The organism is Streptomyces coelicoflavus (assembly GCF_045041415.1).
Lineage (GTDB): Bacteria > Actinomycetota > Actinomycetes > Streptomycetales > Streptomycetaceae > Streptomyces > Streptomyces coelicoflavus.
The window spans coordinates 2678048-2690147 of sequence record NZ_CP108218.1 but is presented as its reverse complement, the minus strand read 5'-3'; the positions used below and the strand labels follow the sequence as shown (position 1 = coordinate 2690147).

10 protein-coding genes are annotated in these 12100 nt (G+C 73.7%); 4 read left to right on the top strand and 6 right to left on the bottom strand.

Going from position 1 to position 12100, the window contains the following annotated elements; translation table 11 throughout:
* Positions 1-38 precede the first annotated feature (38 nt).
* On the bottom strand, positions 39-1256 hold the full coding sequence (locus tag OHA99_RS11695; protein WP_405695646.1) for a SchA/CurD-like domain-containing protein: 1218 nt from the start codon (positions 1254-1256) through the stop codon (positions 39-41).
* 351 nt (positions 1257-1607) lie between these two features.
* Between OHA99_RS11695 and OHA99_RS11690 the strand changes: the two genes are divergently transcribed.
* The gene (locus OHA99_RS11690) at positions 1608-3449 is read left to right on the top strand and encodes an FAD-dependent monooxygenase (protein ID WP_153177958.1); all 1842 of its coding nucleotides are present in this window, start codon (positions 1608-1610) and stop codon (positions 3447-3449) included.
* 97 nt (positions 3450-3546) lie between these two features.
* On the opposite strand, the gene OHA99_RS11685 is transcribed toward OHA99_RS11690, so the two are convergent.
* Both OHA99_RS11685 and OHA99_RS11680 read right to left on the bottom strand, forming a co-directional pair.
* The gene (locus tag OHA99_RS11685; RefSeq protein ID WP_405695644.1) at positions 3547-5460 is read right to left on the bottom strand and encodes an SMI1/KNR4 family protein; all 1914 of its coding nucleotides are present in this window, start codon (positions 5458-5460) and stop codon (positions 3547-3549) included.
* Entirely contained in the window at positions 5457-6005 is a 549-nt protein-coding gene (locus tag OHA99_RS11680; RefSeq protein ID WP_153181752.1) for an Lrp/AsnC family transcriptional regulator, read from the bottom strand. Before OHA99_RS11680 ends, OHA99_RS11685 begins: the two co-directional genes overlap by 4 nt.
* A gap of 157 nt (positions 6006-6162) precedes the next feature.
* Here OHA99_RS11680 and OHA99_RS11675 point away from each other — a divergent pair, with 157 nt between their 5' ends.
* Positions 6163-6843: a nitroreductase family protein gene (locus OHA99_RS11675; RefSeq protein ID WP_153177956.1), complete on the top strand. Its 681-nt coding sequence runs from the start codon at positions 6163-6165 to the stop codon at positions 6841-6843.
* A gap of 71 nt (positions 6844-6914) precedes the next feature.
* Here the strand turns inward: OHA99_RS11675 and OHA99_RS11670 are convergent, their stop codons facing one another.
* Together OHA99_RS11670 and OHA99_RS11665 are read right to left on the bottom strand one after the other, a co-directional pair.
* Positions 6915-7838 carry a hypothetical protein gene (locus tag OHA99_RS11670; protein ID WP_405695642.1) on the bottom strand — a complete coding sequence of 308 codons (924 nt, stop codon included), beginning with the start codon at positions 7836-7838 and terminating at the stop codon, positions 6915-6917.
* Between the two features lie 7 nt (positions 7839-7845).
* Complete coding sequence (locus OHA99_RS11665) at positions 7846-8499, bottom strand: papain-like cysteine protease family protein (RefSeq protein WP_164383240.1); 654 nt, start codon at positions 8497-8499, stop codon at positions 7846-7848.
* A gap of 307 nt (positions 8500-8806) precedes the next feature.
* Here OHA99_RS11665 and OHA99_RS11660 point away from each other — a divergent pair, with 307 nt between their 5' ends.
* A complete protein-coding gene (locus tag OHA99_RS11660; RefSeq protein WP_405695640.1) occupies positions 8807-9574 on the top strand; it encodes a hypothetical protein in 768 nt (255 codons plus the stop codon).
* Positions 9571-9765 carry a hypothetical protein gene (locus OHA99_RS11655; RefSeq protein WP_405695638.1) on the top strand — a complete coding sequence of 65 codons (195 nt, stop codon included), beginning with the start codon at positions 9571-9573 and terminating at the stop codon, positions 9763-9765. Before OHA99_RS11660 ends, OHA99_RS11655 begins: the two co-directional genes overlap by 4 nt.
* A gap of 665 nt (positions 9766-10430) precedes the next feature.
* Here OHA99_RS11655 and OHA99_RS11650 read toward each other — a convergent pair.
* The gene (locus OHA99_RS11650; RefSeq protein ID WP_153177954.1) at positions 10431-11771 is read right to left on the bottom strand and encodes a transposase; all 1341 of its coding nucleotides are present in this window, start codon (positions 11769-11771) and stop codon (positions 10431-10433) included.
* Positions 11772-12100: the final 329 nt, after the last annotated feature.

The following is a 12100-nucleotide window of genomic DNA, read 5'->3' as shown; positions in this document are numbered from 1 at the left end:
CCGTCGGACCCGGCCGGCCGCGCGGTGGGGGGTCTGGTTCAGCTGCCGGCCGAACGCCGGTCGGTCAGGGGCGTCATACGGATCCGGGTCAGCAGCCGGGACAGCGCGGCCGCCTCGGCCGGCGGACCGTCGATGCCTACCGCGGCGGTGTCCAGCAGCCGCTCGGCGGCCGCGGCGCCCTCGGACCCGTGCAGGCCCAGGACGGCGGCGGGCGCGGCCCCGGGGTCGCCGGCCACGTCGACGAGCCGTACGACGAGGTCGTCGCGGTGGAAGACGGTGGCCGCCCGCACGGGTCCCGCCGGGTCCTGCGCGGCGGACGCGTCCTGGCGGGCCAGCAGCCGGGCCAGTTCCGGACCGGCGCCGTCGCGTACCGGGTAGAGCAGCGCGAGCCGCTCGGTGCGTGCGCCGGGACGGTCGCCCGTCGCCGCGTGGTGGACGGCCGGCATGGCGGCGCGGGTGAAGAACCGCCGGGCGGACTGCGGGTCACCGAGGTCCCGGTCCTGCTCCAGATACGGGTTCAGGGCCTCCTCGACCGCCCGCACCCCGGGCTGCCGTGCCACGTGGCGCAGCGCGGTCTGAAGGTCGCCCCGCACCTCCACGGCCCGCACGATCCGGTTGCCGGACATGAAGAGCGAGGTGCGCAGCAGCCGCGTGGAGCCGTCGACATGGGCGTCGGGCGACACGTACTCGGACAGCAGCCGGGCGGTCTCGGCCTCGGTGCCGGGCCGGACGGTGAAGGTCAGGGCGTGCCGGACGACGTTGCCGCCGATCCGGGGCGCGGAGCGCGGCTCACCGGGGGCCGGGCGTCCGCCGTCGGTCTCCCGCAGGACGCTGTAGCGCAGCGAGTGGGTGTCACGGACGCAGGTCGCCAGCGGTTCGACGGTGTCCAGGTGCTCGTCGCTGTTGACCCAGGCCAGGAAGGGCGCGGCGCTCTCCCACTCGCTGGTCAGCAGCCACTGGGTCGGGTTCTCCAGGGACTGGCACAGCTGGTCGCTGACATGTCCCGGAACGGCGGCGACCCGGTCGCGGATGCGCTCGTAGGCGTCCAGGAACTCCTGCTGCATGCCGTCGTGGACGTCCAGCATCAGGACGACCCGTACGCGGGAACCGTCGAACGCGGATATCGACACGCCGCCCGCGTCCGCCGCCACGGCCCTCGGGCGCGCGGCGTCCTTCGCGTCTGTCGCCTGCGCCGAGTCCGTCGCGGTCGCGTCCGTGGTCGGGGCATCCGTCGCTACGACGGGAGAGACCGTCATCCGGCCCACCTCTTCTCCGGGGAACTTCTCGTGGACTGGGGGCGATCGTCACTGGCGCACGCCAGGCCGGCGGGGTGCGACGGTCGCGTAAGCACGATCGTGGGCCGTGCCCGCGAGGTCCGCGAACCAGGAGGGTTAAGCGGGTGAAGCCTGCGCCGCCGCGGGCCCCGACGAGCCGTACGGGGCATGCATGAAGGCCCCGGCACACCTCTGCCGGGCTCCCTCCCGCACCTCTCTCACCCGTCTCGCACACCTCTCACCCGTCTCGCAGCTCTCTCACCCGTCTCGCGCGTCTGTCGCGCATCTCTCGTGCACCTGTCGCACGCCTGTCGTACAACGGAGGACGAATCCATGAACGAAAGAGCCGACCGGTCCGGCGGAGCCGCCCCTGGGGCCGGCCGGACCCACCGTGTCCCGGTGCTCGTCGTCGGCGGGTCCCTGGTGGGCCTGTCGACCTCGGTGTTCCTGGGACGGCTGGGCGTCCGGCACACCCTGGTGGAGCGCCACGCCGGCACCTCCATCCACCCCCGGGGGCGCGGCAACAACGTCCGCACGATGGAGATCTTCCGGGTGGCCGGCACCGAGCCCGACATCCGCCGGGCCGCCGCCACCCTGGCCGACAACCACGGCATCCTCCAGGCGCCGACCCTGGCCGGCGACGCCGGGGAGTGGCTGTTCAAGCAGATCGACCCCGGCAACGGACTCGCCCGCTTCAGCCCCAGCTCCTGGTGCCTGTGCAGCCAGAACGACCTGGAGCCCGAACTCCTCACCCACGCCACCACCCTCGGCGGCGACCTGCGCTTCGGTACGGAACTGCTCTCCTTCGAGACGGACGCCGAGGGCGTCACGGCGATCGTGAAGAGCCGGGAGACCGGCGAGCACACCACGATCCGCGCGGACTACCTGGTCGCCGCCGACGGCCCCCGCAGCCCCGTCCGCGAACAGCTCGGCATCGGCCAGAGCGGACCCGGCGACCTGTTCCACAACGTCAGCATCACCTTCCGCTCCCGCCGTCTCGCCGACGTCGTGGGCGACCGCCGGTTCATCGTCTGCTACCTGACGGACGAGGACGCCGACGGCGCCCTCCTGCCCGTCGACAACCGCGAGAACTGGGTCTTCCACGCCCCCTGGCACCCCGAACAGGGCGAAACCGTCGAGGACTTCACCGACGAGCGCTGCGCCGCCCACATCCGCCGCGCGATCGGCGACCCGGACCTCGACGTCGAGATCACCGGCAAGGCCCCCTGGCACGCCGCCCAGCGCGTCGCCCGCAGCTACCGCTCCGGCCGCGTCCTGCTGGCCGGCGACTCGGCCCACGAGATGTCCCCCACCGGCGCCTTCGGCTCCAACACCGGAATCCAGGACGCCCACAACCTCGCCTGGAAGCTGGCGGCGGTGCTGGAGGGCTGGGCGGGCGAGGCCCTGCTGGACACGTACGACACGGAACGGCGCCCGGTCGCGGAGGCCACCAGCGCCCGCGCGGCCCACCGCTCGGTCGAGCACAGCCACCCGGGGTTCGCGCCGTCAGGGGTGACGGGAGGTGGGGGACCGGGTGGCGCGCCCGGTGCCGCCGGGGGTGTCGCAGGCGGTTCGGGCGGCCCCGGCGGCGCGCCCGGTGGTGGTCCCGGCGGTGCGGCCCGTGGTGGTCCGGGTGGCGCACCCGGGGGTGGCGCGCCCGGTGGCGCCCCTGCCGGTGGCCCCGGCGGCGGCCCGCAGCGCGGCATCCTCAACGTCGCCCTCGGCTACCGCTACCCCCAGGGCGCGGTGGTCGGCGCCGACCCGGCGACGCCGGTGGTCCCGGAGGGCCTCGACCTCACCGGCGCTCCCGGCAGCAGGGCCCCCCACCTCTGGCTCCGCCGGGGCGAGGAGCGCCTGTCCACCCTGGACCTCTACGAGGACTCCCTCGTCCTGCTCAGCGACGCGGCCCAGCCCGCCGGCTGGCACGAGGCGGCGACCGAGGTGGCCGCGGCGCTGCGCGTCCCGCTGAAGCCGTACCGCGTCGGCGGCGCCCCCGGTGCCGACCTGGTCCCGGACGACGAGGAGACCGACTGGGCCCGGGCCCACGGAGTGACCCGGGGCGGCGCGGTCCTGGTCCGCCCCGACGGCTTCGTGGCCTGGCGCTCCCCGGGCCCCGCCCCCGACCCGGAGGCGATGCTGCGTCAGGTGGTGGGGACGGTACTGGCGCGCACCTGAGGCCCCGCCGTGTGAACCGGCGACACACGCCCCGGCGACACACACCCCGGCCGGCCGGCGCCCCGGCCGGCCGGCGTCTCCACGGCGTTCCGCCCCGTCACCGCCGCATCCTGCCGAAGTGGAGGTAGGCGAACCCTTCGCCCTCGCGGGGCGCCCGTGTCCAGGACCGGGTGGTGAAGGTGGCGAGCCGGCCACGGGTGAGCGCGAAGCGGGGCAGCGAGAGCCCGAGCTCGCCGTGCAGCGCACGAAGGGCCCGCAGCTGCCCTTCCTTCCCACAGTCCCCCGGGCGGAACAGCCGGTCCGGATCCAGGGCCTCGGGCAGGGCACCGAAGCGCTCGACATCCGCTCCCCACAGGGTGAACCCGTACAGCTCCACGCCCCCTTCGGCCACCGACAGGTGGAACGCGTCCGGCCGGTCCCCGGCGGTCCCGTCCCCCTGCTCGCACCACACCACCACGGCCCGCCCGGCCGAGGAGGCGTCCGTGACCGGCGACCGGAACAGATGACTCATGTGGTGCAGGCCGTACCCGTCGAAGGCGAAGGCCCACGCCCCCTCGGCACGCCCGACGGCGACCACCGCGCGGTCCTCCCACAGCTCCACGCCCTCGTCCTCCCGCTCGTGCGGCCTGCGCGCCAGCCGAACCGCGTCGTACGGCCGCACGGGAGCGCTCAACACCGCACCGTCCTCCCCGATCAGCCCGGGCAGCCGCTCGGGCTCCACCCCCTCGACCCAGACACAGCGGTACCCACCACCGAACGACGTACCGAACCGCGCGGGCTCCGCCAGCCACGCGAGCCCCGGCGGATCGAGATCGGGTACCGGCTCGGGAGCGGCGCCCCGCTGCCCGCCCCGCGGTGTCGCCAGGACTTCCCGCCCCCGCTCCGGGGTGACCAGGGGCCCCAGCACCGGGTCGGCGAGCAACCCGAGCGGAACGACCAGCAGCGGCCCGGGCTGCTCCCACAGCGGGAGCGCGTCCCGCAGCACCCGCCACGCCGCGTCCCCCGCGCCCCAGCGGGCCGTCTCCCGAGCCTCGCCGACGGCCCGTCCCCAGGCACCGGCGGGCGCGTAACGGTGGGTGCCGTCCCGCAGCGCACCCAGCACGGCCTCGGCCGCCTCCCGCCCGGCGCCACGGGCGGCCATCATCCCCAGCCAGTGGTCGTCACCGCCCACCCGCCACAGCTCCTGGGCCGGTCCCAGGGCCGCTACGGGAAGAACCTCCGGCAGGTAGTGCGCGTCGGCCACCAGATTGCCGTAGTCACGGGAGTTGTGCGGGTCGAGGAAGTGGCGTATCTGGTTCAACAGGACGGCACTGTGCGGCCGCCCGAACTCGGACGCCTCTTCCAGGAGCGGTACGGCCGCCTCGTACCGCCCCCGCAGGGCCAGCAGCCGCGCCCGCTCCACCCGGGCGTCCTGCTCACGCGTGGTCGCGTTCACGAAGTCGGACCGCTCGGCCCGGGTGGCGTGGAAGTCGCGGTACATGGCCTCCATGTACGCCCGGAACGACGGGTAGCGGTGCGGAAACTCGCCGCCCCAGCCGTGGTAGACGTAGAGCGCCCACTCACCGTCTCCGTCCAGGTCGCCCGGGTCGAGCAGCGCGTACGTCATGTCGGAGTCCGTCTCGAGCCGAAGCGCCCGTCGCCACATCCCGGCCAGCAGGACCGCCTCCCGCGACGGGTCGTCGTCCAGGAACTCCTCGTACGTGGACGTCAGGTCGTCCGGGTCCCCGAACCAGTCGATCTCCGCGACACCGCCGAGCTGGTAGACGCCGGCCGTCTGGTCCACGTACCACCCGTTGCTCACGGCCAGGAACTCCCGGTACGACGGCGGCAACCGCCGCCCCAGCCCCTCCTCCGCCGCGACGATCGCCGCTTCACCGGCCCCGTCCCGCCCCAGGACGACGGGCCCGGGCCCGCCGACCTCCTCATGGTCAGGCCGGGGCATCCACTCCTCCTGCCAACGCCCGAGGAAGTCGTGCCAGTCGAAGGGTCCGGTGGGAGAATCGCCGCTCATGGCCGCATGGTGTCACCGGCCACTGACAACGGGGCCGGGGAGCCGAACGGTCGGCCCGGAGGCCGCTCCGAGAGACCGGACACCTCGTCGACCAGGGGCTGGACGCGGTAAGGGACGACGGCACTGAGCGCGATGACCGTCGTACTGCGCCGCACGCCCGGCACCTCCAGCACGAGGTCGATCACTTGCTGCACATGCTGGTTGCTCGTTCCCGCGATACGGCACCAGATGTCACCGGGCCCCGTCACGACATGGGCCTCGAGGATCTGCGGAACCGTCCGCAGCCGCGCCGCGATGGCCGCACGGGCCGGCTGGTCCACCTCGAACGTCGTGAACGCCTGCACCCCGTGCCCGAGCGCCGCGACGTCCACGTCCGGCCCGTACCCGGTCACCACACCGGCGCCGGCCAGCCGATCGAGCCTCGCCTGCAACGTGCCGCGGGCGACCCCGAGTTGCCGGGCGACCTCCAGCAGCCCGTCCCGCGGACGCTCCCGGAGCAGCCGCAGCATCCGCCCGTCGAGCAGGTCGAGCCCGCGCCGTGCCACCACCGTAGGACCTGCCGATCTGCCACCCAAAAGGCACTCGGAACCGACTTCTCTTGCCAAATAGGCACTCGCCCGAAGCCCCTGTTGCCTATCCGACACACCGTGCCTCACCCTAAGTGCTCCCGTCCGCGAGAAGACCCATGAATCCGGTGAGCCCGTGAGGCAGCACACGCACCCGTTCGTCCCGTACCGGCCGGAACGCTACGACGAGTCCGAGATGCTCCGACGAGGAAAGGACTTCGTCTCCTTCGTCGACCGCCGACGCAGTGTGCGCTTCTTCAGCGACGAACCGGTCCCGCGCGAGTGCGTTGACCTCGCGATCGCCGCGGCGAACACCGCACCCTCCGGCGCCCACTTCCAGCCGTGGAGGTTCGCCGTGATCGGCGACGCCGAGACCAAGCACCGCATCCGGGTCGCCGCCGAGGACGAGGAACGGGTGAACTACGAGGGCGGCCGCATCCCGCCCGAATGGCGCGCCGCGCTCGCCCGCCTCGAAACGGACTCCGACAAGAGCTTCCTCGACGTCGTGCCGTGGATCGTGGTCTGCTTCGCCGAGAAGAGCACCGCGATGCCGGACGGCTCGCTGCGCAAGAACTACTACGTGAACGAGAGCGTCGGCATCGCCTGCGGCCTCTTCATCACCGCCCTGCACGCGATGGGCCTGAGCACCCTCACCCACACGCCCAACCCGATGGCCTTCCTCACCAGGATCTGCGAACGCCCCGGCAACGAACGCCCCTACATCCTCTTCCCCGTCGGCTACGCGGCCCCCGACTGCGAGGTCCCGGACCTGGCCCGGAAGCCCCTGGCGGAGGCGATCACCGAGCCCCCGCGCTGACGGCCCCCGACCGCCGTGGGCGCCGTCGGGGGCCGTCAGCAGTTGTCGGGGGCCGTCGACTCAGGCCCGGCTCACCTGCCGGCGAGCCGCCGCCGGCGGATCCACAGCCCACCGGCCAAGCCGGCGGCGGCGAGGACACCCGCCCCCACCCCGGCGGCGGCCGGCACGGTGTCCGTCGGCCCCGAGTCCGCGTGGGCGTCCGGTGCGGCGACCCGCGCCCGCCCGGCCCCGGTGCCGTACCCGCCGGCGTAGCCGTCCTCGTCGTAAGAGGACCCCGGCATCTTGTCGGCGTACCGCTGATGCACCAGGCGCTGGTAGCGCGCCAGGCCGGTGCCCCCGGCGCCGACGGAGGTGCGGGCCTCCTCGTTCAGCGGGACGACCCGCCCGTCGGCCACCCGGTACCAGGCGTTCAGCTGGGGCTCGCGGAAGACCACCGAGCCGGCGTCGGCCCGGGCCGCGTAGTCGGTCTCGTCGCTCCCGGTGGCGATGTTGACCACCTGCCACTTTCCGGACACCCGGGCCGTCCACACCGAGGCGGTGTCACCGTCGGCGTCGACCGCCTTGGACGCGGCGAACTCCATCGTGGCCACCGGCGTCCGACCGGCCGAGGCCGCGGTGACGAACTCCGGGTTGAGCGAGTACACCGGCACGGTCTCGCCGACCAGGCGCGGGTCGGCGGCCTCGGCGGCCGCGGCCTCCTGGGCGGGGCCGAGCCGCCCCTTCCGGCCCGGCGGGAGGCCGTCGCGGGCGAAGAAGGTCTCCAGGACCCGCAGGGTGGCCGCGGACCCGGCGGCCCGGTGGGCGCCGTCCAGTTGGGCCGGGGTGGGGGCACCGGCCACGACGGACGTGCCGGAACCTCCCGCCCGGTCGGCGGCGACGGCGGGTACGGCGGTGGCTGCCAGACCGATCCCGGCCAGTGCGACGCCGGGGAGCACGATCAGCGGCACGGCGCGGCGTCGGGCCGGGCGGGCGGTGTGTCGACGAGGTGGTCGCATGCCGGTCTCACGCTCCGATGCCGTAGAGGGAGTGGGTCCAGAAGAAGGAGCCGTTGTTGACGTAGTAGCTGTAGGTGGCCCAGTTGTAGCGGTTGCTCGACGGCCAGGGGTCGCCCCAGTACACCCAGTTCCTGCTGACGTCGTAGCCGTACACGGTCAGCATGTGACCGCCGCCCGACTGCCACTGGATGCGCGACATCACCGGCCGGTCGGCGTCTATCTCCCGGGTGATCGTGTCGTAGTTCAGGTAGCCGTCGACATAGCGGCCCGGGTTGATGCCCATCGAGTCGAACGCCCGCTGGTCGTTGCCGAGCGTGGCCTGCCAGTTGGGGCAGGAGCCGTTGACGGCCCGGCCGAAGGCGAGGTTGCAGAACTGGTTCTGCGAGTAGTCGCGGCCGTAGTACTCCGCGACGGTGTCGCCGGCCGCGGCCCAGCACCAGTTGCTCATCTGCTGGGCCTGCATGGAGATGTTGAGCCGGCGCCAGGTCCACTCGGCCTGGGCGGTGCTGCCGCTCCACTCGGCGCGGGTGGTGCCGCCGCCGACCGCGGAACCGGTGGTGGCGGCGGACGCGGCCGAGGGGGCGAACAGCCCGAGGCTCGCGGAGAGGGCGAGCGCCACGGCCCACCGTCTCCGTGTCCGTGGGGAGGGGGACAAGCGCATGGACGGCCTCCTTGTGGGGTGGGGGAGTGGGTCGAGAATCGGGCCGGACGCCCGGTCGTTCAAGGTCGTTGAAGATCACGCCGGTTGGGCGGTGAACCGGTTGTGAACACCTGTGAACACCACCGAACGGCGCCCGCCCCCGCCCCCGCCCGGTCCGCCCAGCCCTGCCGCCCCCTGCCCCGGCACTCCACGAACCGACCGGGGAACGACCGGGGAACGATCCCGTCCGACCCGATGCCTTCGGCCACCGGCTGTGTGAACATCCACCCCAGGCACGCACGCCCGGGCACGACGGAGGTGAAGAGTGATGCGTACCGATACGCGCCCCGGCGGCGCGGTGCACGGCGACTCACCGGACGAGGCCCTGGCCGAGGCACTGCGCAGCGGCCCCTTCCACCTGGCGCTGCGGACGGCCGTCCGACGGCGCGGACTCGCCCTGCACCGCATCCGGCACCACCTGGCCGAGCAGGGTCTCCAGGTCAGCGTGACCAGCCTCAGCTACTGGCAGCGCGGGGAGAGGGTGCCGGCCAGGACCGAGTCCGTGCAGGTGGTCAGAGCACTGGAGCACATCCTGGACGTCACCCCCGGCGCCCTGGTCCGCCTGCTGGAGCCGGCCCACGGCGGAGCCACGGCCCACACCCGCGCGGCCCGCCGCTACCAGGAACTGTTCGGGCAGGACTCAGCCGTCCTCCAGCTCCTCGACCAGCTCGACTGCCCCACCGAGGACCGTCTGCACACGGTGAGCCAGTCCGAGCAGGTACGCATCGGCCCGCGACGCGAACTGTGCTGCCGGGAGATCCAGCAACTGGTCCGGGCACACCGGGGCAACGTCGACCGCTACGTCTCCCTCTACGAGGGCGACCCGGGCTGCGACATCACCCGCGTACGCGTCGACCCCCTGGACAACTGCCGCCTGGGCCGCGTCCGCAGCGACCGGGCAGCCGCCCTCCTCGCCGTGGAGCTGGTCTTCGACCGCCCCTCGCCCTGGGTGAGACCCAGCCCTTCCGCTACCGCGTCACCGACGGCACGGGCGGCGAGTGCACCGAGTACACCCGGGGCTTCCGCTACCCGGTGAGCCACTACCTCCTCCAGGTCTACTTCACCCCGCCGACCCTCCCGGTCCGCTGCTACCGCTTCGGCCGCCGCGCCGCCAACGCCCCCCGCCACGGCGTCACCCAGCTCCCCCTCAACGGCTACCACAGCGCCCACCTGGCAGAACAGAACGCGAGTCCCGGCATCGTGGGCCTGGCCTGGGAATGGGACTGACGCAGCCCGCCGCGCCAGACCCTTCGAGCGCACACACCCGGCCCGCCGCCTCGACACCGTCCAGAAGTCACCCCCCCGTTGGCTGCTGCGAGACAGGCCCGCCCAGCAACTCGGAAGCCCTCGGCACCCACCGAACCTGCCGGTTCCGCACTGGTCCCCAAGGAATTGTCGATGACACACCGCCACCGGCCGTCCGGACCCCGCCGGGCGACATGGTGGCAGTGCCCCGACACGTACGGCCCGTCCGTCCCGTCCTCGTGAACCTCCGCCAACGCGGCGGCGTCCCCGCTGTTGAACTTCCGCCAACCCGGCGGCGTCCCCGCTGTTGAACCGCTCGGCGAACACCGCACGCGCCTCTTCGGGCCGATCGGCCAAAGCTCGCCTGATCGACATTCATCCTTCCGAGCCGGGAGCATCGAAGTGCCCCACACGCTGGGAGGCGACCTCGTGACTCACCCAACGGTTGGCCACCCCGCGGGCCTCCCCGACGATCCGCGTGCCGACGTCACCGCACCCACGCCCGAGTGCCCGGTGGAGATCACACCGGCGGCCCGGCACGGCCACTGGACGAGGCTGGTGATCCGCGAACTGTCGCGCGGCGACCGCTCCCGCGGCGAACTGCGCGCCGCCCTGCCCGTCTTGTCCGACAGGGGGGCCACGTCGGTTCACACCGCCCGTGCCCCTCCGCGGCCGGCGACCGCCCGGGTCGGCGACAGGGTGACCTTGGCGGGACACCGGGTCCGCGTGAAGCGGGGGCCCGCGGGTCCTCGAGGGGGCCTCCCCGGGGCCACGGGGAGGTCGACGTCCGGCCGGAGCCCCGCCAGTTCGGCGGCGGCGTGCGCGACCGAGGCCAGCGTGGCGTGCCGGTTCCAGCCCGCGTACGAGCGGCCCACGAAGTCCCGTATCCCCACCTGCTCGGCCAGGGGCACGCCGTGCCGCTCCACCCGGCGGCTCAGCTCGACCAGTTGCATCAGCGCCACCTGGTCCGCGTGCGCCATGTTGGTCAGCCACAGCTCGTCGCACCAGGGGGACCGGCCGCGGCTCACCCCGATCAGCAGGAGGTCGCCGCCGGCCGCCGCGCGTTCCGCGGTGTCCCGCAGCGCCGGGAGCCGGACCCGCACCGTGACCACCAGCTCCGGCGTGCCCGACGCGCCGGACGGGACCAGGGCGACGCGTCGGCCCGCCCTCGCCATCCGGGCGAGCGGACCCGACTGGAGGAGGCTTGCGCCCCAGCCGGGCAACGAGGTGTCGTGGGGCAGCAGCCACGTGTCCCCGGCGATCTTGGTCAGGTAGGGCAGGCCCGCCGCGCCGAGCCGGGCGGCGAGCTCGATGCCGTCCAGGTGCTCGGCGCACAGCACCACCGGACGTCGGGGCAGCGCCAGGGCCGTCGCCGTCTGCAGGAAGGCGCCCACCATCTCCTCCTCCGCGGCGGTGGGCTCCCCGGACCCGGCGTCCGTCGCGGGCCCGGTGCCGGGCGGAGCGCCGGACGGCAGGTGCAGGTGCCAGTTGAGGGGACTCGCGGTGCCCGCGGCCGTCCCCCATATGCCCGTCACCTGCTGGGCGGTCACGGCCTGGCCCCGCTCCCAGGAGAACATGCGGGTCACGCCCGCGGACTGGGTGCCGGACTTCGGGATGAGCAGCGGACGGACCACATAGGCGCGGGGTGGCAGTCGGCGCAGGACATGGCGGCCGAGCGCGGCCCGCATCGGCGCCCATTCCCACGTGGAGTCGTTGATGAAATGGTGCAGTCCCTGGTCGTTCACCTGGTCCCCAAGAAATGCCGCTATGTTCCGGACCGATTTTCTCCCGGTGGCGCCCAGTAGGCCACGTAAATACATCAGCGCTTTTCGGCGCTGGTCGGCGCGTGGGAGCGAGGTGAAAACCGTGGGGGAGAGTTCGGCCACCGAACGGTCGAGGGCCACCCGCCCGGCGGCCACCCGCGCGGAGCGGTCGGCCGGGCCGTCCAGTACGTCGATGCGGTCGGACTCGCCGCTGCCGAGAGTCATGCCGTGCCTCCTTGTGTGAGTGCGCGGTCCGGTCCCGGGCCGCACGCGGTCGGGATCGTCTGAACGGTCGGTAGTGCGGAAGGACACCGGAACCGCCTGTGCCGACACCGGCCCCGGAGGGCCCGGGCATCGGTTCCGGGTGTGGGACGACGCGGGCGCCGGACATCGGCCGGCGCACCGCGGGTCGCGGGAGACACGGGAGTCACACCCGCGGTCAGTGCGCCCCGGTACGGGTCAACGGGGCGGCGACGCGGCGTTGACGCACTCAGGAGTCGGCGCGTCGGGCCCTGCGCGGGAACGGTCTGGGCGGGCGGAGCCGCGCAGCGTGC

Bases quoted from the DNA above. Each gene is read 5' to 3' on its own strand.
- OHA99_RS11695 (WP_405695646.1), bottom strand. From the start codon at position 1,256: ATGACGGTCTCTCCCGTCGTAGCGACGGATGCCCCGACCACGGACGCG.
- OHA99_RS11690 (WP_153177958.1), top strand. From the start codon at position 1,608: ATGAACGAAAGAGCCGACCGGTCCGGCGGAGCCGCCCCTGGGGCCGGC.
- OHA99_RS11685 (WP_405695644.1), bottom strand. From the start codon at position 5,460: ATGAGCGGCGATTCTCCCACCGGACCCTTCGACTGGCACGACTTCCTC.
- OHA99_RS11670 (WP_405695642.1), bottom strand. From the start codon at position 7,838: ATGCGACCACCTCGTCGACACACCGCCCGCCCGGCCCGACGCCGCGCC.
- OHA99_RS11665 (WP_164383240.1), bottom strand. From the start codon at position 8,499: ATGCGCTTGTCCCCCTCCCCACGGACACGGAGACGGTGGGCCGTGGCG.
- OHA99_RS11660 (WP_405695640.1), top strand. From the start codon at position 8,807: ATGCGTACCGATACGCGCCCCGGCGGCGCGGTGCACGGCGACTCACCG.
- OHA99_RS11650 (WP_153177954.1), bottom strand. From the start codon at position 11,771: ATGACTCTCGGCAGCGGCGAGTCCGACCGCATCGACGTACTGGACGGC.